Source organism: Flexivirga sp. G2 (genome assembly GCF_055397625.1).
The window spans coordinates 1554808-1577835 of the sequence record NZ_AP039675.1 but is presented as its reverse complement, the minus strand read 5'-3'; the positions used below and the strand labels follow the sequence as shown (position 1 = coordinate 1577835).

18 protein-coding genes and 1 riboswitch are annotated in these 23028 nt (G+C 69.5%); of the genes, 8 read left to right on the top strand and 10 right to left on the bottom strand.

Annotation, left to right across the window (positions count from 1 at the left end):
• Positions 1-20: 20 nt before the first annotated feature.
• The 3 genes from ftsL to mraZ form a co-directional block, all read right to left on the bottom strand.
• Positions 21-728 carry a cell division protein FtsL gene (gene ftsL / locus ACZ50J_RS07605; protein ID WP_464300662.1) on the bottom strand — a complete coding sequence of 236 codons (708 nt, stop codon included), beginning with the start codon at positions 726-728 and terminating at the stop codon, positions 21-23.
• Positions 725-1753, bottom strand: a complete 1029-nt coding sequence (rsmH, locus tag ACZ50J_RS07600; RefSeq protein WP_464300661.1) for a 16S rRNA (cytosine(1402)-N(4))-methyltransferase RsmH — start codon at positions 1751-1753, stop codon at positions 725-727. Before rsmH ends, ftsL begins: the two co-directional genes overlap by 4 nt.
• A 163-nt stretch (positions 1754-1916) precedes the next feature.
• Complete coding sequence (gene mraZ, locus ACZ50J_RS07595) at positions 1917-2351, bottom strand: division/cell wall cluster transcriptional repressor MraZ (protein ID WP_464300660.1); 435 nt, start codon at positions 2349-2351, stop codon at positions 1917-1919.
• Between the two features lie 385 nt (positions 2352-2736).
• On the opposite strand from mraZ, the gene ACZ50J_RS07590 reads away from it, so the two are divergent.
• The 3 genes from ACZ50J_RS07590 to ACZ50J_RS07580 are packed head-to-tail and all read left to right on the top strand — an operon-like array spanning position 2737 to position 7315.
• A complete protein-coding gene (locus tag ACZ50J_RS07590; protein WP_464300659.1) occupies positions 2737-3750 on the top strand; it encodes an AAA family ATPase in 1014 nt (337 codons plus the stop codon).
• Positions 3750-5018 carry a DUF58 domain-containing protein gene (locus tag ACZ50J_RS07585; RefSeq protein WP_464300658.1) on the top strand — a complete coding sequence of 423 codons (1269 nt, stop codon included), beginning with the start codon at positions 3750-3752 and terminating at the stop codon, positions 5016-5018. The genes ACZ50J_RS07590 and ACZ50J_RS07585 overlap by 1 nt, the downstream gene beginning before the upstream one ends.
• The gene (locus ACZ50J_RS07580; RefSeq protein WP_464300657.1) at positions 5015-7315 is read left to right on the top strand and encodes a transglutaminase TgpA family protein; all 2301 of its coding nucleotides are present in this window, start codon (positions 5015-5017) and stop codon (positions 7313-7315) included. Before ACZ50J_RS07585 ends, ACZ50J_RS07580 begins: the two co-directional genes overlap by 4 nt.
• A 187-nt stretch (positions 7316-7502) precedes the next feature.
• Here ACZ50J_RS07580 and ACZ50J_RS07575 read toward each other — a convergent pair whose 3' ends face one another.
• The 6 genes from ACZ50J_RS07575 to ACZ50J_RS07550 all read right to left on the bottom strand — a co-directional run bounded on the left by ACZ50J_RS07575 (position 7503) and on the right by ACZ50J_RS07550 (position 13412).
• Positions 7503-8990 (bottom strand): RNA polymerase sigma factor, encoded by a 1488-nt coding sequence (locus ACZ50J_RS07575; RefSeq protein WP_464301328.1) that lies wholly within the window; start codon positions 8988-8990, stop codon positions 7503-7505.
• A 291-nt stretch (positions 8991-9281) separates the two neighbouring features.
• On the bottom strand, positions 9282-9662 hold the full coding sequence (locus ACZ50J_RS07570) for a universal stress protein (RefSeq protein WP_464300656.1): 381 nt from the start codon (positions 9660-9662) through the stop codon (positions 9282-9284).
• A gap of 90 nt (positions 9663-9752) precedes the next feature.
• The gene (gene metX, locus ACZ50J_RS07565) at positions 9753-10919 is read right to left on the bottom strand and encodes a homoserine O-acetyltransferase MetX (RefSeq protein ID WP_464300655.1); all 1167 of its coding nucleotides are present in this window, start codon (positions 10917-10919) and stop codon (positions 9753-9755) included.
• Between the two features lie 35 nt (positions 10920-10954).
• A riboswitch (SAM riboswitch) is annotated at positions 10955-11114 on the bottom strand.
• A 95-nt stretch (positions 11115-11209) separates the two neighbouring features.
• On the bottom strand, positions 11210-12256 hold the full coding sequence (locus tag ACZ50J_RS07560) for a DUF4192 domain-containing protein (RefSeq protein ID WP_464300654.1): 1047 nt from the start codon (positions 12254-12256) through the stop codon (positions 11210-11212).
• A gap of 89 nt (positions 12257-12345) precedes the next feature.
• Positions 12346-12714 carry a YkvA family protein gene (locus ACZ50J_RS07555; RefSeq protein ID WP_464300653.1) on the bottom strand — a complete coding sequence of 123 codons (369 nt, stop codon included), beginning with the start codon at positions 12712-12714 and terminating at the stop codon, positions 12346-12348.
• Between the two features lie 2 nt (positions 12715-12716).
• Positions 12717-13412 carry an EcsC family protein gene (locus tag ACZ50J_RS07550; protein WP_464300652.1) on the bottom strand — a complete coding sequence of 232 codons (696 nt, stop codon included), beginning with the start codon at positions 13410-13412 and terminating at the stop codon, positions 12717-12719.
• Between the two features lie 74 nt (positions 13413-13486).
• On the opposite strand from ACZ50J_RS07550, the gene ACZ50J_RS07545 reads away from it, so the two are divergent.
• The 5 genes from ACZ50J_RS07545 (at position 13487) to ACZ50J_RS07525 (ending at position 22002) form a co-directional block, all read left to right on the top strand.
• Positions 13487-14377: a sulfurtransferase gene (locus ACZ50J_RS07545; protein WP_464300651.1), complete on the top strand. Its 891-nt coding sequence runs from the start codon at positions 13487-13489 to the stop codon at positions 14375-14377.
• A complete protein-coding gene (locus tag ACZ50J_RS07540; RefSeq protein WP_464300650.1) occupies positions 14374-14805 on the top strand; it encodes a SufE family protein in 432 nt (143 codons plus the stop codon). Before ACZ50J_RS07545 ends, ACZ50J_RS07540 begins: the two co-directional genes overlap by 4 nt.
• Positions 14806-14860: 55 nt before the next feature.
• Positions 14861-16495, top strand: a complete 1635-nt coding sequence (locus tag ACZ50J_RS07535; RefSeq protein ID WP_464300649.1) for a hypothetical protein — start codon at positions 14861-14863, stop codon at positions 16493-16495.
• A 147-nt stretch (positions 16496-16642) separates the two neighbouring features.
• Positions 16643-20254 (top strand): TIM-barrel domain-containing protein, encoded by a 3612-nt coding sequence (locus ACZ50J_RS07530; protein WP_464300648.1) that lies wholly within the window; start codon positions 16643-16645, stop codon positions 20252-20254.
• A 71-nt stretch (positions 20255-20325) separates the two neighbouring features.
• Positions 20326-22002 carry a DNA polymerase gene (locus ACZ50J_RS07525; RefSeq protein WP_464300647.1) on the top strand — a complete coding sequence of 559 codons (1677 nt, stop codon included), beginning with the start codon at positions 20326-20328 and terminating at the stop codon, positions 22000-22002.
• Positions 22003-22053: 51 nt separating this feature from the next.
• Here the strand turns inward: ACZ50J_RS07525 and ACZ50J_RS07520 are convergent, their stop codons facing one another.
• On the bottom strand, positions 22054-23010 hold the full coding sequence (locus tag ACZ50J_RS07520) for a PAC2 family protein (RefSeq protein ID WP_464300646.1): 957 nt from the start codon (positions 23008-23010) through the stop codon (positions 22054-22056).
• Positions 23011-23028: the final 18 nt, after the last annotated feature.

Below are 23028 nucleotides of genomic sequence, written 5' to 3'. Positions count from 1 at the left end.
GTCTACCTCGCGATGATCGGCTACTGCTTGGGCTGTGCTGCGGTCGTGGACTGGCCCGCGGTCGGGGTCTTGCCGGACTGTGTCGACGAGTTCTTGGCGGGCTTCTTCGCGTCCTTGGCGGGCGTCTTGGACGTGGCGGTCCCGGACGTCTTGGCGGGTGTCTTGGTGGTCTTCTCCGGCTTCGCCTTCTCCACCTTCAAGGTCGGGGGCTCGGTCACCAGCAGGCCCGAGGAGGCTGCGCTGACGGCCGTGCCCGCGGCCCGCGAAGCGGGTGTCGACGGCAGCGTGCCCACCGTAATCGCGGAGTCCTTGGCGGACCGCTTCGCCACGCCGAGCACCTTGCCATCCGCCTTGCGGACGTAACGGACCTTGCTCGCCGGCTTCAGGCCCATCTGCTGCGCGCGCAGGGCCAGCTGCTGAGGAGCGGACTGCGCGTCGATCTCACCGGACAGCTGCTGCTGTTCGTCGGTGAGCGCAGCCGACTTCGCCTGCAGCTTGTCGATCGCGAAGGACTCCTGCGCCCGGTTGGTGTTGAGCAGAAGCAGGGACAGCAGACCGCCGACCAGGAGCAGGACGCACAACAGGACGAAGCCGACACCGGTGTGTTCTGCCGCCTCCTGGGTCTCGACGACACGCAGTCGCGGAGTGCTCGAGGTGGTACGGCGGGCAGGCTGTGCCGTTCGGGCGGCCCTCGTGGCAGGCCGTGGGAGCGCAGTCAGCTGGCTCATCGACGGAGTCCCTTCGTCCTTGATTGGACCCCACGGTTAGTGGGGAGGATACGTTCGGCAGCGCGCAATCGTGCGGACGCCGCGCGCGGGTTGTCGGCAATTTCCTGGTCGGTCGGTTGTTCACCGCCGCGGGTGAGCAACTTCAGGTACGGCGCGTGCTCGGGGAGTTCGACCGGCAGGTCCGGCGGTGCGGTGCTCGTGGCACCCGCGGTGAGGGCGCGCTTGGTGATCCGGTCCTCCAGCGAGTGGTACGACAGCACCGCGATCCGGCCGCCCACCGCGAGTGCGTCGATCGCGGCCGGCAGCGCGGCCTCCCAGGACGCGAGTTCGCCGTTGACCTCGATGCGCAACGCCTGGAAGGTGCGCTTGCCCGGATGGCCACTGGTCCGCTGCGACGCGGCCGGGATGACCCGCCGCAGCAACTCCACGAGTCGGGCCGAGTCGGTGAACGGCCGCTGGTCGCGCTCGCGCACGATCGCCCCGGCGATCTTGCGGGCGAAACGCTCCTCGCCATACACGCGCAGGATGTGTTCGAGGTCGGCCGCGGAGTAGGTGTTGAGGACGTCGGCGGCGGTCTGCCCACGGGTCTGGTCCATGCGCATGTCCAGCGGGGCGTCGACGCTGTAGGCGAACCCCCGGTCGGTCTCGTCCAGTTGCAGCGAGGAGACCCCGAGGTCGAAGAGCGCGCCGTCGACGGACGTCACGCCGAGTTCGGCGAGCGCGTCGACGGCCTCGTCATACACGGAGTGGACCGGCCGGAACCGATCCCCGTATGCCGCGAGCCGCTCCCCCGCCAGGCGGAGCGCGTCGGTGTCGCGGTCGACGCCGTAGACCGTCGCCTCGGGGCACGCCTGCAGGATCGCCTCGCTGTGCCCGCCCATGCCGAGTGTGCCGTCGAGGAACACGGCGCCGGCGTGATCGAGTGCGGGCGCGAGCAGTTTCGTGATCCGGGCGGCGAGCACCGGCGTATGCCGTTCGGCTGCGCCCCGTGCGGTCACGCCCGTCTCCCTCTGCGTGGTCGTCATCTGGTCTGCGGTCGTTCGTGTCGTGCTGTCGTTCATCGCAGTGATGCCCGGCGGACTTTTCTGAGCCTTGGTCCCCAGCCGCTCGAACGTTCGGATCGGTGAGTCCGGCACCGGGGAAGGTGCGCCGGAATCGCCCGCCCGAGAAGCGGATGGAGGCCGAGAATCAGAACAGCCCGCCAGGAATCACCTCCTCGCCCTGGTCGGCGAAGTCGTCCTCGGTTGCCGCGAGGAAGTCGTTCCAGGCCGCGGTGTCCCACACCTCGACCCGATTGCCGGTGCCGATGACCGTGCACTCCTTGGAGAGCCCGGCGTACTCGCGCAGCACCGCGGGGATGGTCACCCGGCCCTGCTTGTCGGGGATCTCGTCCGATGCCGCCGACAGCAGCACGCGCTGGAAGTTGCGGACCGCGCGGTTGGTGACCGGGGTGCTGCTCATCTGCGCGGTGAGCTGCTCGAAGTCGGCCATCGCGAAGACGTAGAGGCAGTGCTCCTGTCCCCGCGTGATGACCAGTCCCCCGGCGAGCTTGTCGCGGAACTTGGCGGGCAGTGCCAGACGCCCCTTCTCGTCCAGGCGAGGGGTGTGCGTGCCGAGAAACATCGACCGCACCTCCCTCTTTCTGCCGCGTGCCCACCAACGTCCCCCACTCTACTCCACTTCCCCCCACCTGTCGCCCCACCTTGTGCCGGATGTCGCCCGAAGATCACTGTTTCCGCAGGTCAGAGCCGGTGGGGCGAGGTGGGGAGGAAAACGCGGATCCGAACCCCAACAGCGTCTGAACCACCCGGCCGGGTGCGGGTCGAACCGCGCCATGACGGGGATGTGGCGCCCAGCGGAGTGGCCGGACCGCGACGCCGGGGACGAGGTGGGGAAGAGTGGGGGTAGCCGGCAGGCACTCACTCGCACGGTGCCGCCCGGTCACATTTGGGTCCGGTCGTTCGCTGAATGAGGTGACCGGTGGCCGCCCATCAGGCAGGATCGAGACATGCCCGCCACAACTCATACGGACTCCGTCGCACCGGGGACCGGAGCCACTGTTGACCCGCCTGCTTCGATCGACGACGTCCAGCACCTGGCGAACGACATACACCGCGCCGTCTCATCGGTCATCGAGGGCAAGTCGGACGTCATCGAGACGGCGGTGGTCGTGCTGCTCGCCGGCGGCCATCTGTTGCTCGAGGACGTGCCCGGCACCGGCAAGACGATGCTGGCCAAGGCACTCGCACGATCGATCGACTCCCCGATGCGCCGCATCCAGTTCACCCCGGACCTGCTGCCCAGTGACGTGACCGGCGTCAGCGTCTTCAACCAGGACAGCCGCACCTTCGAGTTCCGCCGCGGGGCGATCTTCGCCAACATCGTGGTCGGCGACGAGATCAACCGCGCCTCGCCCAAGACGCAGTCGGCGCTGCTGGAGTGCATGGAGGAGGGTCAGGTCACGGTCGACGGCGACACCTACCAACTGCGCGAGCCGTTCATGGTTATGGCGACCCAGAACCCCATCGAGATGGAGGGCACCTACCCGCTGCCGGAAGCACAGCGGGACCGCTTCATGGCACGCATCTCGATGGGTTACCCGACGGCGACCGCCGAACTGGAGATGCTCGACGTACACGGCGGGACGTCACCACTGGACCGACTGACGCCGGTCGCCGACGGCGCCACCGTCCAACGTATGGCGCGCCGCGTCACCCAGGTCCACGCCAGCCCGGCGCTGCGGCAGTACATCGTCGACATCGCCGGCGCCACACGGGACAGCAACGCGTTGCGCTTGGGCGCCTCACCGCGCGCCTCGCTGCAGCTGCTGCGCGCCGCGCGAGCCGTCGCGGCGCTGTCCGGACGCGACCACGTCATACCCGAGGACGTGCAGCGACTCGTCGGACCGGTGCTCGCGCACCGCGTGATCCTGGCCAGCGACAACCAGCACCTGCATCGCGGGGTCGGTGGCGTGCTGACCGAGATCGTGCGACGCGTGGCGGTTCCCACCGGCGCCCGCTGATGGCCGGATCGCGGCGGCATACCTTCACCGGCCTGGGCCGGGGCTTCCTCACGGCCGGCATCGTGCTCGGCGCCGCGGGCATCGTGCTCGGGTTCGAGGACATCGTGCGTGTCGGTGTGCTGCTCGTCGTGCTCGCCCTGCTCGCGCTGGTCTTCGCGCGCCGGACCGCGCCGCACATCGAGGTGCAGCGGGTCGTGACACCACCGACCGCCATACCGGATGAGCGCGCGGAGGTGCGGGTGACCTTCACCAACGTCGACCGCCGGTCCAGTCGGCTCTACCTGGCCGAGGAACGCATCGACTACGTGCTCGGCGACCGGCCGCGGTTCGTGGTCGCCAGGCTCGAGCCGGGCGCCACCCGCGAGGTGACGTATGTCGTGCGCAGTCACCTGCGCGGGCGCTACACGCTGGGCCCGGTCACGCTGACCCAGCGCGACCCCTTCGGGCTGACCTTCGTGACGCGTTCGCTGGAACGCACCGACGAGCTGCTGGTGCTGCCGCGGGTGGTCCCGCTGGGTGCCTCCCACCCGCCCGGGTCCGGCGTCGGCAACGACGGCGAGACACCGCAGATGGTCGCCCTGCACGGTGAGGAGGACGTCAGCATCCGCTCATACCACGACGGCGACGACCTGCGGAAGGTGCACTGGCCGGCGACCGCGCACCGCGGCGAGCTGATGGTGCGCCAGGAGGACCGTCCGGCTCGCCGGTCGGCGCTGGTGCTGCTGGACTCCCGGGACTCGGCACACGGCGGCACCGGCGCCGCGAGTTCCTTCGAATGGGCGGTCAGCGCGGTCGCCTCGGTCCTGGTGCGACTGGACGAGCTGGGTTACCGCACACAACTGGTCACGCGAGAAGCGTTGAACGCCACCAATATCGACCTCATCGAGCGCTCGACCCCGGAGATGGTGGAGGACCTCGCGTCCGCCGAGCTGGGCACCGACCAGGAGTTCACTCGCGTGCTGTCGGCGGGCCAGGAACGATCCACGGCGGGCCGGCTCGTCGCCGCCGTGGTCGCCGCGGGCGACGACGACCGCGGCTCCGAACTCGCCGGCCTGCGCCAGCCCGGCGCTGCTGCGCTGGGATTCGTGCTCGACAGCGCAGCCTTCGAGCACAACCCCACCGGCGAGCCCAGCGAGGCCGCGGTGCGGGTGCGTGACCAGTTGGCCGCGGCGGGGTGGCGGGTCGTGATCGTCGATCCGAAGGTGTCCGTCCTGCAGGCCTGGACCGTCGTGACCAACAAGGCACTCGTCCAAGTGGGGTCGCTGTGATCGCGCGGGCAAGGCTCAGTGAGACCGCGCTGGCGCTGCTCGGCTCCGTCGTGGCGATCTGGCCGTTGACCACCCTGCTGCAGGGCGGGTCGTGGCTGTCGTCGCTGATCCTGTTGTGCGCGTTCACCGGGGCCGTCGGCGCCGCGATGCGCACCACCCGGTCCCCCGCCGCCGGCATCCTGCTCGCCCAGGTGGCGGCGCTGCTCGTGGTCGTGGCGCTGCTGAACCTGCACGATCACCTGGACTCGACGTTCGCCTCCGCCATACATGATCTGGTGCGGGAGGCCAACGACACCGTCCGGCAGTCGTCCGCACCGGCGGCCGTGACCCCGGGCCTGCAGATGATGCTCGAGCTGATCGTCCCCGGGCTCGCGATCGCCGTCGACTTCCTGTCGGTGACCAGTCGCCAGCCGGCGCTGGCCGGTGTGCCGATGATGGTCATCTACATGCTGTCGACGTCCAACACCGGTACGGCGCTCAACCCGATCTTCTTCATCCTGCTGGCCGCCGCGTGGTTGACGATGCTCGCGCACGGCAGCGGCATCCTGGTCCGCAGCTGGTCGTCGGTCCGGGCAAGGGCGCTGACCCCGTCGCTGCACGAGGATCAACTGGGACTGGTGGGTCTCGCGTCAGCGGCGCGCACGCTCGGCATCGCCACCATCCTGCTCGCGCTGATCGTGCCGGTGCTGTTGCCGAGCCCGGGGCCGCACTACTTCGCCAAGGGTCTCGGCCGGGGCGGCAACGGCGGCGGTGAGGGAGTCGTCGCGTTCACGACGACCGTCAACCTGGCCAAGGACCTGCGCGACACCGACGGCACACCGGTGCTCACCTTCAAGACGACGGACCTGTCTCCTCCACCGCTGCGCGTCACTGCGGGCGGCACCTACGCGGACGGTGAATGGCGGGACTTCCCCAAGGCGACCGGGCTGGTCATCAGCCCGAACGGCAAGCCGTTGCCGCCGGCGGACGGCGCCAGCAGGGCCGCGGACGGTTATGTCGAGCACATGCAGGTCAGCGACAACACGATGTCCGCACCCAATGTGCCGGTGCCGTTCCCGATCGAGTCCGGCGACTTCGGACAGTCGCAGTGGGGCTACTCGCCGACCACGCAGCAGCCCTACGTCACCAAGTCCGTGAAGTCCTACGAGCTGGACTACTCGATCCCCCAGCCCGATTCGTATCGGGCCGGGCCGACCGACACGCAGCGGTTCGCCGACGAGCTGCGGGTGGACCGGCCGTCCGCCTCCCGGGTGCGCGCCCTGGCGACGAGCATCGGCGGTGACGACGCGTTCGACGAGGCCGTGCGCATCCAGGACTACCTGCGCTCCGGATCGTTCACCTACTCGCTGAAGCTGGCGCCGACGCAGACCGTGAACGGTCGGAAACTGGACCCGCTGTCCAACTTCCTGGTGACCAAGAAGGGCTACTGCACGCAGTTCGCCACGGCGATGATCATGCTGGCCCGCGCGGACGGCATACCGGCCCGGATGGCGCTGGGCTTCCTGCCCGGAACGCCCGCTGCCAACGACACCTACTCGGTCGTGCAGTCCAACGCGCACGCCTGGCCGGAGCTCTACCTGCGCGGCATGGGTTGGACCAGGTTCGAGCCGACACCGGGCAGCCGCAGCGGCGCGGCGCCGACCTACACGACGGCCACCACCGGACCCGGCGGGGCGGGTCACGCCCCCTCCGCGCAGTCCTCCACGCCGCAGTCGTCGTCGGCCGCACCCTCGGCCACCCCGACACCGACCGCGTCGACGGCCCCCAAGCCGACGACCGGCACCCGTCATACGGACTGGACCGGGAACCTGCTGGTGCTGCTCGTGGTGCTGGTGATCGGCCTGCTCGGCGCACTGGTGCTGCCGCTGCTCGCACGACGGCACCGGGAGTCGATCAGTGCCCGGCTGCGCGAGCACCGACCGGTCGAGGCGCAGTGGCAGGTGCTGCAGACGCGGCTCGGTGATCTCGGCATACCGCCGCCGGATGCCGAGTCGTCACCGCGCGCGACCGAGCGCTACTACCGATCACGCGCCGCGCTGCCCCCGTCCGGGCTGGACGCGTTGCACAGCATGCTGCGGACGTTGGAACAGGAGCGGTATGCCGCGCCGGGCACCGCGGCGACATCGATCGACCCGCAGGCACGTGAGGTCATCGACGGCGTACGGCGTCAGCAGTCGTGGCCGCAGCGGTTCGCGTCCGCGGTGCTGCCCGCCTCCGGTCGCGCGGTGTTCCGCCGGGGTGTCGGCCGTGTCGTCGAGTGGCCGGCGCGCATTCTGGGCATCCGTCGGCGGCGGTAGGGGCGATCCGTCCCGACAACCCGACCGACGGCCTAGAGACGCAACAGCCCAGAACACCCGGACCGAACGACCAGCCAACGGCGAGCTGAGACGACGACCAGCACATGGAAAGAGCCCCGGCGAACATGTTCGCCGGGGCTCTTTCCATGTGCTGCGAGGAGTCGCAGCAGAGGACTCAGCAAAAGGATCAGTCGAGGTAGTCGCGCAGGACCTGCGAGCGCGACGGGTGCCGCAGCTTGCTCATGGTCTTGGACTCGATCTGGCGGATCCGCTCGCGGGTGACGCCGTAGACCTTGCCGATCTCGTCGAGCGTCTTCGGCTGGCCGTCGGTCAGGCCGAAGCGCATCGAGACGACGCCGGCCTCGCGCTCGGAGAGGGTGTCGAGGACCGAGTGCAGCTGCTCCTGCAGCAGCGTGAAGCTGACCGCGTCGGCGGGCACCACGGCCTCGGAGTCCTCGATGAGGTCACCGAACTCGCTGTCGCCGTCCTCGCCGAGCGGGGTGTGCAGGGAGATCGGCTCGCGACCGTACTTCTGGACCTCGACGACCTTCTCCGGGGTCATGTCGAGCTCCTTGGCGAGCTCCTCCGGCGTGGGTTCGCGGCCCAGGTCCTGCAGCATCTGGCGCTGCACGCGGGCCAGCTTGTTGATGACCTCGACCATGTGCACCGGGATGCGGATGGTGCGGGCCTGGTCGGCCATCGCCCGGGTGATCGCCTGACGGATCCACCAGGTGGCGTAGGTCGAGAACTTGTAACCCTTGGTGTAGTCGAACTTCTCGACCGCACGGATCAGACCGAGGTTGCCCTCCTGGATCAGGTCGAGGAAGAGCATGCCGCGGCCGGTGTAGCGCTTGGCCAGCGAGACCACCAGACGCAGGTTGGCCTCCAGCAGGTGGTTCTTCGCCTTCTTGCCGTCCTGCGCGATCCACCACAGCTCGCGCTTGAGCTTCATCTCGATCTTGCCGCCGGAGTTCAGCTGCTCCTCGGCGAACAGGCCGGCCTCGATGCGCTTGGCGAGCTCGACCTCCTGCTCGGCGTTCAGCAGGGCGACCTTGCCGATCTGCTTCAGGTAGTCCTTGACCGGGTCGGCGGTCGCACCGGCGGTGACGACCTGCTGGGCGGGAGCGTCGTCCTCGTCGTCCTGGCGGATGACGAACGCGCCGGAGGCGCTGGTCTTATCCTCCTGCTTGACCTGCTCCTCGACGTCCTTCGCGTCCTCCGCGGTGGGCTCGAGGATGACCTCGCCGGCCTTGCGACGTCCGGCGGCCTTCCTGGCAGTGGTCTTCTTCGCTGCCGCCTTCTTGGCCGGCTGCGCCTCGTCCTCGACGTCGATCTCGTCGGCGGCGGGCTTGGCGGTGGTCTTCTTGGCAGCAGCCTTCTTGGCCGGCTTCGCCTCGTCGGCGGCGGCCTTCTTGGCGGTCGTCTTCTTCGCAGCGGTCTTCTGGCTGGTGCTGCGACGGGTCGTGGTCGTCGCAACCGCGCGGGCCGCATGCTCGGAGTCGAGCGTGACGGCGATGCCGTGCTCGTCCAGGGCGCGCAACACGGTCTTCATCCGGTTGGGCGCGATCTCGCTGGCTTCCAGGGCATTCTTGAGCTGTGAGCTGTCGATCGAGCCGTTCGCCTGGCCCGCTGCGATCAACTGCTGCAGGGCCGGATGCGCGAACTCCGCCGGCAATGCCGGCGCTCCGGGGGTCTTCGACACTGGGTCCACCAACTACCTTCCGAAACTGTCGGCCCGCGGTGCACGGACACCACTACGTTGCCGTCCGGGGATGACGGCTGACCGAGGTTGGGGTTTCGAAGCGACCGTTTTCCCGGGCTGGTCCGGCCCGCTCACGAGCGCTTCCACACCATTATAAAACGATTCCGGGCGCAGAACATTCCATCGGCCCCTGTTCGGCAGGTCCACGGCCGCCCCATCGGCGGCGAGAACCGTTGCGGTGGAACGACTTCGGGACCGAAGAAGTCATTCTGTCGGTTTCACCGCGAGCACCGGGCAGGCAGCGTCGAGCAGGATCCGCTGGGCATTTGATCCCAGGATCAGCTTTCCGACCGGCGAGCGTCGGCGCAACCCGATCACCAGCAGGTCCGCCGACTCGTCCTCGGCAATGCGCAGCAGTTCGTCGGTGGCGTCCTCGCTCGGGCCCAGGGTGCGCACCTCGTAGCTGACCTCCTGGTCAGCCAGCTCCGCCAACTGCGCGCGGGCGTCCGGAGTCTGGTCCTGTCCGTCGCTGTGCGCGGAGTCGAGCACGATCAACGGGGTCTGCCGCACTGCGGCTTCGGCGGCGGCTCGTCGCAACGCGGCCGCTCCCTCCTTGGTCGGCACGTACCCCACCACGACAGCCACTGCGCGCTCACCTCTTCCGCCTCGGACGTACCGCCGACGCTACCGGACCGGGGCCGCCGTTGGGCGGTCGGTCGCGTGACCACGGTCACCTCATCCGGCGACCGCAACCTCCAGTCGGTGTCGGCGGGCGTCGGCGACCGTCTCCGAGACGATCGCGGCGATTTGGTCGGTCTCGATCAGGAAACCGTCGTGACCGTGTTGCGACCGCATGAGGCGCACTCGGCCACGGCCGTGCGCGGCCACGATCTGCTCGGACAGGGCGACCGGGAACAATCGGTCGGAGTCGACGGCGGCCACGCGCAGCAGCCCGGCATACGCGCCGAGCACGTCGGTCAGGCTGCCGCGTCCGCGCGTCACGTCGTGAGTCGCCATCGCCGCGGTGAGCTGCACGTAGGACCCTGCGTCGAAGCGTGCGACGAGCTTGCCGGCCTGGTGGTCCAGGTAGCTCTCGACCGCGAAACGTCCGTCGTCGAGCGGGTTCTCGTCGCCCTGCGGCCGGGTGCCGAACCGGGTGTTGAGCTCGTCCGCGCTGCGATAGGTGGCGTGCGCGATCCGGCGTGCGATGCCCAGCCCCGCGCTGGGTATGTCGCCGGTGCCGTAGTAGTCGCCCCCGGCATACCCGGGGTCCGAGGTGATGGCGAGGGTCTGTGCCTGCCCCCACGCGATCTGGTCGCCGGTCGCCTGAGCCGCGCTGGCGATGACGAGCGCGGCGCGCGTGCGCTCGGGAAGCCCGGCGGCCCACTCGATCGCCCGCATCCCGCCCATGGATCCGCCGAGCACGAGGAACCACGCGTCGATCCCGAGGGCGTCGGCAACCGCGGCCTCGACGGCGACCTGGTCGCGGATGGTCGTGCGTGGGAAGCGCGAGCCCCACGCCCGGCCGTCCGGCGCCGGCGAGCCCGGACCGGTGGTGCCGCGGCAGCCGCCCAGCACATTGATCGCCACGACGTACAGGTGGTCGGTGTCCAGCGGACGGCCGGGGCCGATGAGGTCGGGCCACCAGCCGGCGGTCGGCTGGCCGGGACCGGCCTCCCCGTCGACGTGGGAGTCGCCGGTGAGTGCGTGCTCGACGAGGACGGCGTTGTCGGCGTTCGGGGACAGCCGGCCCCACGTCTGGAAGGTGACGACGACCTCCGGCAGGTGGTCGCCGTTCTCCAGCCGTACGTCGGTCAGGCGGATGGCACGCGCAGCGGGATTGGTGCCCGGTGGCGGCGCGCACCACTGCGTCGTCGGTCCCGTGACGGGTATGGCGGTCATCCGGCCCACTCCTTGCGTGCCCCTGGGGCTCGCCGGCCCCGCGCTTGCCGACCGGCGTGCGCGGGTCGACCTTGTCCTCACCCGGGGCACCCCACCGCGGTGGAGGGTTGCCGCCCAGCCAGCCGGGGCTGTGTCCGCTGTGGGTGTGCCCGCCGCCAAGGCGGTCACCGCCAGCGGACGCTGGGACTCATGACAGGTCCGACGGTAGCAAAAACGGTCGCCCACAAAAAGTTGCCGTCCACTCTGCGGAGCGCCGGCGCGTGGACGTCGGAGCACCTGGCTGCCCCCACTCAGGCCGGGCGCTGCTGGCCGGTGTGCGGCCGCAGTCCGCCGCGCAGTGCCGCCGCGAAGAGTTGCGCCAGTCGACAGTCCGGCTCGATGTCGAGCGCGCGCTCCACGGCGAGCATCGCCAGCACACCGCTGCCGGCCCGCCAGTGGATGCCCGCGATGAGCATCAGCACGGGCACGCTGTGGGCTTCGGGTATGCAGCCGACCCACGCCTCGAGCCGTGCTGCGACGTCCGAGACCGGATCATCGAAGGTCCCCTCGCCGCGGGCCCACAGGGGTGGCGGTCCGAGGTCGTACCGCTCCTCGAGCTCGTCGGGCAGCACCTGCTCCGCCGACAGGAAGTCCGGCATCAGCCAGGCCAGCACGAGGTCCCGCACGGTGACCCGGGCGACGGCAGCGGTCGCCGCGGCCAGCACACCGATCGGCAGGCGAGGCACCACGGTCCCGTGCTCGCACAGGAGACGCTGCAACGCCTCGGCGCCTTCGCCATCCGATCCGTCGGCGACCACGCACCGGGTGTGTCGCTCGGACAACCTCGCCCCGACGGCCTGTGCCACCAGCGGATGTCGCAGGTCGAACCGGTGACGCAGCTCGTCGCGGTTGGGGGCGGGCACGACACCGCGCAGCACGTGCTCGGCGACCGGCGCCACGGTCGATGCCGCGGGGATCTCGGTCAGTTCGTCCGGGCAGCCACCGCAGGTGCACTGCTCCGCCCGCCACTGCACACCGTGCACGCTGGCGACGTGCGGGACCCCGACGCCGAAACCGTCCAACTCCCACCGCAGTACGTCAACGAAGTCGCGGTCGCCCTGGGTGTAGCCGCCGTAACACAGGACGATCAGCTCGTCCGGCTCCGCACGCGCTACGCCGGCCGCCATCTGGCGGGCGGCGTCGACGACCTCGCAGGTAGGGGGTCGGTCCAGTCGCGCGGTCACCGCCAGTTGCCCGCCTCGCAGGCCGACCAGCGCGAGTGAGTCGGCCGGCACGAAGCCGAGTTGGTAGGGCAGGAGAGCGATGATCTCGCCGATGTCGCGCACGGAGGATGTCATGCGTCGCAGCGTGCGCCGACGAGCAGAGCTCGGCATACCCGCTCGGGAGCCGGGTGTGGAGAACGGGACCGGCCGGGTGGGGTTGTGGATCAGGACAGGCGTTCGCCCTTGATCGTGGCGCCGCGGCGCTTCTCCCACTCGAGGAACCGGTCCGTGTCCTGGGCCAGCGTCGTGGCCAGCCAGGCCAGCACGACCGCGTCGTCGGCCAGTCCGACCACGCCGACCAGCGCCTCCGGAAGCAGATCGACCGGCGAGACGACATACGCGGCGGCCGCTGCCAGCAGCCCGAGGTGACCGGCGCTCACCCCGGTGTATTCACCACGCGCCACCGCCTTCGTCATACGCGGCAGGCACGCGAGGCGCACTGCGACGGCGGGGCCGCCCGGCCCGCTCGCGTCCTGCAGCGCCTGCGAGACCCGACGCATCGCCGACCAGCGCAGGTTGGGCAGGTGCGCCATGCTCAGCGCTGTCCGGCGCGCAGCGCGCGGCCCGTCGGCGGGAACTCCTTCTTGGCTCCCTTGGCGATCCGGCTGAGCAGGAACGCGTCGAGGCCGGCCCCGATCACGCCGCCGGCGACCGGGATGCCCTTGCCGAGCTTGGTGAGCAACTTGTCGCCGAGCTGCCCGACCAGCCGGAAGCCGACCGCCTTGTTGACGACCATGACGGCGGGCGGCGGAAGTTGATTCGCGGCCAGGTTCGCCAGCCGGCCGGTGCTGACGACGCCGGCCTTCTTCAGCAGATCGTCGGCGTCGCCGCCCACCAGCGTCAGGAGTATGGCGGTGCGCGTGCCCTGATCGGTCAGGTCGTAACCGCGCACGTGTGCGATGGCCGCGACCATCCGCGTGTTCAGCAGGTAGAAGCCGACCAGGTTGACCGGCAGCGCGACCGTCATGGTGACGAATCCGCCCAGGCTGGTGACGAATCCGGCGCTGGCCGCGAGCTTGCGGTGGTGACTGACGATGTGGTCGATCGCGCGTTCCGGATCCGCCGGGTAGTCGCGCAGGGCGGCCTCCGCGACGTCGCGCGCGCTGTCGAATCCGGCCTTGCCGTCGATGCCGACCGACATGAGTCGCTGCGAGAGGGTCAGGGCGGTGCTGCCGAGCGGGCCCTTGTCGAGCGGGACCGGCTTCGCGCTCTTCTTCTTCCTGTCGAACATGCGCCCATCCTGCCAGCCGCTCACCCGCCATACGCACTGTCGGCGCGCCATACCGGAGCGCGTAACGTGGCGTTATGGCATTCCCCACCGACCCCAGCCCCGACTTCGCTGACTTCGCCCACCCCGAGCGTCTCGTCACGACCGGCTGGCTGGCCGACCAGCTCGCCGGCGACCACCCGGACCTGGTGGTCCTGGAGTCCGACGAGGACGTCCTGCTCTACGACACCGGCCACATCCCGGGCAGCTTCAAACTCGATTGGCACACCGATCTCAACGACCCGGTGACCCGTGACTTCGTCGACGGGACCGGCTTCGCCAAGGTGATGTCCGAACGTGGCATCGGTCGCGACACGACCGTCGTGATCTACGGCGACAAGTCGAACTGGTGGGCGGCATACGCCCTCTGGGTGATGACGCTCTTCGGGCACGAGGACGTCCGGCTGCTCGACGGCGGCCGTGCCGCGTGGATCGCCGAGGACCGCCCGCTGACCCGCGACGTGCCGACCGCGCAGGCGGCGGACTACCCGGTGATCGAGCGCAACGACGCGCCGGTGCGCGCCTACCGGGACGACGTGCTCGCCCACCTGGGCAAGGCACTGGTCGACGTGCGCTCCCCCGGCGAGTTCAGTGGCGAGCTGCTGCACATGCCCGACTACCCGCAGGAGGGCGCGATGCGCGGTGGACACATCCCCGGCGCGCGCTCGGTGCCGTGGGCCAAGGCGGCGCAGGACGACGGCCGGTTCAAGACCCGCACCGACCTCGAGGACCTCTACCTCGGCCAGCAGGGACTCGACGCCGGCGAGGACGTGGTCGTCTACTGCCGGATCGGGGAGCGTTCGTCGCACACCTGGTTCGTGTTGACCCACCTGCTGGGCTTCGACAACGTCCGCAACTACGACGGGTCGTGGACCGAGTGGGGCAACTCGGTGCGCGTGCCCGTCGAGCAGGGCGAGCCGACTCGATGAATGAACTGCCCGCGCCACTGGCCGAGCTGATCGAGGACTTCGAAGCCGTCGGCGCCAAGGATCGATTGCAGTTGCTGCTCGAGCTGAGCGACGAACTGCCCGAATTGCCGGCCCGGTATGCCGATCAGCCCGACAAGCTGGAGCAGGTCCACGAGTGCCAGTCGCCGCTGTTCCTGGCGGTCGAGCTGACCGACGGCGCCATACATCTCTTCTTCGACGCGCCCCGCGAGGCACCCACCACGCGCGGTTTCGCGGGCATCCTGCACACCGGTCTGGACGGCCAGCCGGCTGAGGCGGTCCTCGACGTTCCGGACGACGTGCCGTTCCGATTCGGACTCGCCGAAGCCGTTTCCCCGTTGCGTATGCGCGGAATGGTCGCAATGCTCTCTAGGATCAAACGGCAGACCCGGGCATTGCTGGCGGACTGACCCGCCGGAGCGAGCGCCCATAACACTGAAATCGACATGCGTTAGGTTGCGCCACATGAATGCTCTGGGGAACAAGAAACTACTGGCCGTGCCCGCGGTCGTCGCGGTCATCGGCCTCGTCCTGTTGATCATCGGCCTGCTCAGCGGATCCACCGTGAAGCTCACGCAGTTCAGCAGCGGCAGCAACCTGTCGATGAGCGGTGGCTTCTCGGTCTACAGCCCCGAGTCGGCCGACCGTACGGCCACCACCTGCAAGGTCGGCTCGGAGACGATGGGCCGCCCGACCAAGGATTTCTCGGTCAGTGCCGACGGCACCAAGTACTACGAGATCGCCCGCAGCTCGCAGGACAAGGGAGCGGTCACCTGCTCCGGCAACAAGGGCACCCTGTATGCCGGTGATCGCGCCGACAAGATCAGCGGTGGTTTCCACACCCTCGGCATCATCCTCGGCACCATCCTGTTGGTGCTCGGCATCATCGGCGCGATCGTGCTCTTCCTGCTCGGCCGGAAGAAGGGCGGCGCGACCGGCACCGACACCAGCGGCCAGCAGGGCTTCGGGCAGCAGGGCTTCGGGCAGCAGGGTTACGGGCAGCAGGGCTATGGCCAGCAGGGTTATGGCCAGCAGCAGGGCGGCTACCAGGGCTACGGACAGCAGGGCCAGCAGCAGGGCGGTTACGGCCAGCAGGGTCACCAGAACACCCCGTCGCACGGCCAGCCGGCGACGCCGCAGCAGGGTTACCAGGCACAGGGCTACCAGCAGCAGGGCCAGCAGGGTTACGGCCAGCAGCAGGCTCAGTCGCCCTACGGCCAGCAGCCCCAGCAGGGCCAGTCGCCCTACGGTCAGCAGGGCGGACAGCAGGGTCAGCAGTCCCTCTATGGCCAGCAGGGTTACGGCCAGCAGCAGGCCCAGTCGCAGGGTCAGTCGCCCTACGGCCAGCCGCAGCAGGGTGGCCAGAGCCAGTCGCCGTACGGTCAGCAGGGTTACGGCCAGCAGCAGTCCCAGTCGCAGGGTCAGTCGCCGTACGGCCAGCAGCCCCAGCAGGGCCAGTCGCCCTACGGCCAGGGCGACCAGTCGCAGGGCCGGCATGCCTCCCCGTATGGCGACCAGCAGCGCTCACAGGACTTCAACAGCGCTCCCACGCAAGGGGTTTCGTCCGACGACGTGAACCAGGGCGGCGCCGAGCGCTCGGGTTCGCACCAGGCCGGATCGGCCGAGCAGCCGTCCCAGCAGCAGTCGTCCACGCAGCCCTCATACGGAGCCGGCCAGGACAGCTCCGAGGCCGCGACCGAGACGGTGTCGAGCGACGACGTCAACCGGTTGTCCTACGGTCAGGCCTCGACGCCGGCTTACGAGCAGCCCGGGTACCAGAGCGGCCCCCAGCACGGCTCGCAGCCGGCGCAGGGCGGCGACCGGCCGACCTACGGCAGCGGTGACCGGTCCGACGAGCCGACGCAGGCGATCTCGGGACTGCCGTTCTCGACCGGCGAGCGCCCGTCCGGTGACCAGTCGTCCGGCGGGGACATCCACGACCAGGCGACGACCGCGGTCCCCGCGGTGAACCCGGACCAGCAGGCCGACCAGCAGCAGGGTGAGCGCAACCCCTGGGTGCTGCAGCAGCCGGAGGGCTCGGCGGATGCGGCCGAGGACGCCGAGAAGAACTCCGGGAAGGACTCGGGCGACCAGCACTGACCGCCGCGAACTCCTCGCGCGAAAGCCCCGCACCGACGCCGGTGCGGGGCTTTTCGCATGTCCGCGGCCGGAAACCCACTGCCGACCGGCAAATTCCCCTATGGTCGCCTGAACGCTCGTTGGTGATCGATTAAGGGAGTAACAATCATGATTAAGCATCGCTTCTCGCGATTGCCGGCCGCGGTGACGACCGTTGTGCTCGCCCTGGTCGGCCTCGCGGCCCTGACGCCGTCCGCGTCCGCCGCGTCCGCCGGCCACCTCGGTGACATCACGTCGGTGCAGCACCACGGCGACGCCTACACGTTCAGCGCCGGCGCGGCGAAGCTGCGGGTGACCGCCGAGACCGCCGGGTTGCTCCGCATCGAGGCCGCGCCCGACGGCACCTTCACCGATCCGGCCAACACCGCACCCAGCGACCCGTCCGCACCGGACGCGAACATCGTGGTGAAGACCGACTACCCGGGCGCACCGTCCACGGTGAAGGAGACCGGGGCGGCATACGTCATTTCGACGTCTGCAGCGACCCTGACGATCACCAAGTCCCCCGCGACCCTCACCATGGCGCGTAGGGACGGCACGGTCCTGTGGCAGGAGACCGCTCCCCTGTCCTGGAACACCGACGGCACCACGCAGCACCTGGCCGAGGGTGCGACCGAGCAGTACTTCGGCGGCGGGATGCAGAACGGCAGCTTCAGCCACCGCGGCACGAAGCTGTCGATCTCCAAGGACGGTTGGGACGAGGGCGGCCAGCCGAACTCGGTGCCGTTCTACATCTCCAGCAACGGGTACGGCGTACTGCGCGACACCTTCGCCAGCGGCTCCTACGACTTCGGCAGCACCGACACCGCCGGCTCGGTCACGACCACGCACAAGGAACAGCGCTTCGACGCCTACTACTTCGTCGGCAACGCCAAGTCCGTCATCAACGACTACACCCAGCTGACCGGTCGCCCGTTGGCGCTGCCGATGTACGCCCTCGAGCCGGGCGACGCCGACTGCTACCTGCACAACGCGAATCGCGGTGAGCGCCATACACTTCCGGGCGCAACTGCCATCGCCGACGGCTACCGCCAGAACAACCTCCCGCTCGGCTGGATGCTGGTCAACGACGGCTACGGCTGCGGCTACGAGAACCTGCCGCAGACCGGCGACATGCTCCATGACCACGGTTCGGAACTCGGGCTGTGGACGCAGAGCGACCTGACCGACCAGCAGTCCGAAGTGGCCGCCGGGGTCCGGGTCCGCAAGACGGACGTCGCCTGGGTCGGTCCCGGCTATCGCTTCGGATTGAGCGCCTGCGAGAAGGCCCGCGACGGCATACAGGACAACTCCTCCGACCGCGCGACCGTGCTGACCATCGAGGGCTGGGCGGGCACCCAGCGCTGCGGCGCGATGTGGTCCGGCGACCAGTCTGGCTCCTGGGACTACATCAAGTGGCAGATCCCGACGTACGCCGGCTCCACCATGTCCGGCCAGCCGGTGACCACCGGCGACATCGACGGCATCTTCGGCGGCAGCGCGAAGACCTACGTGCGCGACCTGCAGTGGAAGATGATGCTGCCGATGACCTACGCCATGAGCGGCTGGGCCAACAACGACAAGCAGCCCTGGACGTATGGCGAGCCGTACACGTCCATCAACCGCAAGTACCTGATGCTGCACGAGCAGCTGCTGCCGTACTTCTACTCCTACACGATGGGCGCGACGAAGAACGGCGTCGGACCGACGCGGCCGCTCTACCTGGACTACCCGGACGACCCGAACACGTGGGGCGACAAGGCGAAGTACGAGTTCCTCGCCGGCGACGACTTCCTCGTCGCGCCGGTCTACTCCGACACGAACGTCCGGGACGGGATCTACCTGCCGAAGGGCGAGTGGGTCGACTACTGGACCGGCCGCGTCTACCAGGGCGGGCAGACGATCAACGGCTACAAGGCGCCGCTGGACACCCTGCCGCTCTTCGTCAAGGCCGGCGCCGTCGTACCGCAGTTCCCGAAGGGCACCACCGACTGGGCGGCCGGCAAGAAGGCGGGCCAGCTCGACCTGGACGTCTATCCCAGCGGCAACTCGTCGTTCACCACCTACGAGGACGACGGCCGTAGCCAGGCGGCGCTGAAGGGCGCGTCCGCGAGCCAACGGTTCGGCGTCACGGCTCCGGTCACCGGACGCGGACCGGTCGAGGTGAGCATCGGCGCGCTGTCTGGATCGTATGACGGCAAGCCCACCACCCGTCACTACCGGATGACGGTGCACACGGACGCGAACCCCGGCACCGTCAAGGTCGGGAAAGCCGCTCTGTCCGAGAAGGATTCGGTGAAGGCGCTCGACGCCGCCGACTCCGGGTGGTTCTACGATGGCGCGACCGGCACGACCCACGTCAAGACGGCATCGTTGTCGACCGCCACCTCTGCCACCGTCCGGATCACCGGCGCCGGTGCGGTCGGCGGGTCGCATCCCGCCGACCGCAACGTCGGCCTCGATCTGACTCCCGCCGCGATCTCCGTTGCGGGCGAAGGGCGTTCGGTGTCGGCGACGTTCAGCAACGAGACCGGCAAGCCCGTGGACGTGACAGCCACCAGCGTCACTGCGCCCGCCGGATGGACCCTGGATGCCGATGGCCCGACGACGAAGCACAGCCTGCCTACCGGTGCGAAGTTCACCGCGAAGTACACGCTGACCCCGCCGGCGGACGCGAAGCCCGGCTCGGTCGACCTGGCCGCGCAGACGACATACCGCGCGCATTCCACGTCGCTCACCGTCACCGATCGGGCGACGACGACCGTCGCCTACGCGGACGTCGCTGCCGCATACGACAACGTCGGGATCACGTCGTCCGGCGATCCTGCACCGGGCAACATCGACGGCGGCGGGTCGAGCTTCCTGGCCGAGAAACTGGCGGCGCAGGGAGCAACGCCCGGGGCGAAGATCTCCGCGAACGGCTTCGACTTCAGCTGGCCGGACGTCGCTCCGGGCACGAAGGACAACGTCGCCGGTCAGGGACAGACGATCTCGGTGTCCGGCAAGGGCAACGCGCTCGCCTTCCTCGGCACCGGCACCAGCAGCGCGGCCGGTGGGGCGGCGACCGTCTACTACGCCGACGGAACGACCTCCTCCGGAACCGTCGGTATGCCGAACTGGTGTTGCCTGGCCCAGAACAGCTACGGCGCCAAGGTGGCCCTCCGCACACTCGGCAAGAACACCGCGAGCGGCCCGGCATACCCGACGACCGAATACCGCGTCTACACCGCAACCTTGGCGATCGACCCGGCGAAAGAGGTTGTGGCAGTGACGCTTCCGTCGAACTCGGCGTTCCACGTCTTCGACGTCTCAGTCGGCACGCAGGAGGTCGTGCCGCCGCCGCTGGCCGAGGGGCAGTACTCCTTCAGCAGTGGCGGCAAGGCGCTGACCGCAGGGACCGGTGACCTGGGCCTGTTGCAGATGACGGATCCGAGTTCGGACGCCACCCAGAAGTGGGTGGTCACCCGGAACGCGGAGGACGGCAGCTATCAGGTCAAGAACGCCGGCACCGGTGAGTGCATCGACGTGCCCTACAGCTCGACGACCGATGGGCAGGCCGTGGGCCAGTACACCTGCACCGGCACCGACAATCAGCGGTGGTCCGTCAGCAAGGACGGCTCGAACCTGGTGCTGAAGAACAAGAACAGTGGGCTGGTGCTCACAGCGGGCGCGGACGGCGGCGTCACGCAGTCGGCCGACAAGGGGGTGACCGGCCAGCGCTGGACCGCGACGGCAAACTGATCCGGCACATCCAGCAGAATCATTGCGGCGGGCCCTGTCAGGGCTCGCCGCAATGATGGTTCCGGGCGGGTATGGCGAAGGAGGCGACGCCGATGCGGGGTTCGCTGTATGCCGTTGCGGTGCAGGGCGATCGCGCTGTGTGCGTCACCGACGATTCGGTGCCCGTCGACGGCTCGGTCGCGGACCTGATCCGGTTCGTCCGCTCGGCCGAGGAGGCCGATCCCACCGACCCGCCGCGTTGGGTCTGGTGGTCCGCTGCCGAGGGCGCCACTCCGCTCGTACGAGCCGGCCTGATGGTGCGTCGCTGCTGGGATCTGACCGAGACGCACCGACTGCTGGTCGGGGGCTACACCACGGACGCGGAGGATGTCTGGGCGGTCGCCGCCGGGCTCGATCCGGCCGGGCGGCCAGCCCCGGTCATGGGCGATCTCTTCGACGTGGTGAGCGATGACGATGCGGCAGTGCGAGCCGACGGCTATCTCAATCCGGTGTGTTCCCAGCCGGATTGGCGTGCCGATCATCTGACCGATCTCGCTCGGCTGGCGCTGTCGGTAGCCCGCCGACAGCAGGAGCTGCTCGCCGAGCGGCCGCACGCGGTCAGCACCGCAGCCAGCGAGTCGGGTGCTGCGCTGTTGTGCGTGGAGCTCGGCGAGCAGGGTCTGCCGGTCGATCGCGCCGTCCTGGAGGAGCTGATCGAGGCCATCGCCGGCCCCCGGCCACGTGACGAGGCGCACGCCGCGCGCATCCGGGCGACCCGTGACGAGTTGGTGCTGCGCCATGTTCCAGGTCGTGGCACGACCGACCTGCGAAATCCGCTGCATGTGCGAGAGCTGCTGCAATCATTGGGTGTTCGCGTCGAGGACACCCGAGCCTGGCATCTCGAGCCCTACCGCGACATGCACCCCGTCGTGGACGCAGTGCTGGACTGGCGCAAGGCGGAACGCATCGCGACCACCTACGGCTGGTCGTGGCTGGACCGCTTCGTGGGCCCGGACGACCGGCTGCGTGGCACGTGGACGGCCTGTGATGGTGGGGCAGGACGGATGACGGCCGGGGCGGGGCTGCACAGCCTGCCCACTCCCCTGCGGCCCGGCATCGCCGCCGCGCCGGACCACGTGCTGGTGCGGGCCGACCTCGGCCAGGTCGAACCCCGTGTGCTCGCAGTGGTTTCCGCTGATCCGGACTTCGCGACGGCGACCGCCGACGATGACCTCTACGCGACGGTGGCGGCCCAACTGCGACTTGACCGCCCGGCGGCGAAGATCGCCGTCCTGGCGGCGATGTACGGCCAGACCTCGGGCCCAGCCGCGGACGCGCTCGCCCGGATGGAACGCACCTACCCGCGAGCGCTGGCGTACCTGCGCGAGGCCGCCGATCGCGGCGAGCGCGGCGATCCGGTGCTGACGTACGGCGGCCGCTTCGTGCGCGGCCGGGAGGCCGGCGACCAGGCGGGGCGTCGGGCGGTCGGCCGCTTCACCCGCAATGCGGTGGTCCAGGGCGCGGCGGCGGAGTTCTTCAAGGCCTGGGCGTTGACCGTGCGCGACGCGCTGCGACCGCTGGGCGGGCGGATCGTATTGTGCCTGCACGACGAACTGCTGGTGCATGCGCCGAGTGCGCATGCCCAGGCCGCGGCGCAGGCGGTCGACGACGCACTCCAAGCCGCCGCCCGACGCTGGTCCGGCGGTGCGCCGGTGCGGTTCGTCGCCGACACCCGCGTCATACACCGCTGGTCGGAGGCCAAGGACTAGCAAGCGGTTTCGATACGCTCCGCCGCTGCGCTCCCCCGCTACTCAACCCGCTTATCTGAGGAAGTCCGGGCCGTCCGACCCCTTGCCGTGGTCGTCGGCCTCGTCCGGCTCCTCCTCGCGCAGGAACTTCTCCAGCTCGGCGCCGATCTCGTCGGCGCTGGGCAGTTCGGCCATCTCGGTGGCCAGCAGGTTCTGTCGCCGCAAGCCCTCGGTGAAGGCGTCGTACTGCTCCTCGAGGCCGTGGACCACGTCGCCGACCTCTTCGTTCTCGTTGACCTGCTTGGTGATCTCGGCACGGTGCAGGCCGGCCAGCGCGGACAACTCGTGCACGGGGATGTCCAGGCCGGTCAGCCCGGTGATCGCATTGAGCGCCTCGACGGCAGCGTCGCCGAAGTCCATCTGCGCCAGATAGTGCGGCACATGTATGGCGAAACCGACTGTGTCGACACCGGATTCACCGAGCCGGAGGTGCATCAGGCTGTCCAGTGAACCGGGCACCTGGACGGACCCGAAGAGGGCTTCGTTCTCGGGGATCAACGAGGCCTTGCTCGCGAAGCGCGTCATACCGACCGGGCGGGTGTGCGGCACACCCATCGGGATGCCCTGCGCGCTGACCACGAGCTGCACGCCGAGGCGGCGGATCAGCTGCCGGATGGCCTCGATCATCCGCTCCCACTGATAGTCCGGCTCCGGGCCGGCCAGCAGGTAGAACGGCGTGCCCTCGGCGTCGAGCATCCGGTAGAGCAGCAACGACGGGTCGGCGTATTCGGTGAACCGATCGCGGTCGAAGGTCATCACCGGGCGGCGACCGCGGTAGTCGATCAACTGGTCGACGTCGAACGAAGCGACGACGGTGTGCTCGAGCGTGCCGAGCAGGTGGGCCGTCAGCAGTTGCTGGGTGTTGCCGGCGTCGATGAGTCCGCCGAGCGACACGACCATGGTGTGCGCGCCCAGCGCACTGGCGTGGGTGTCGGTCTCGAGCTGGTAGAGCTCACGCGGGTCTTGCACGACATACTCCTGGAGTTG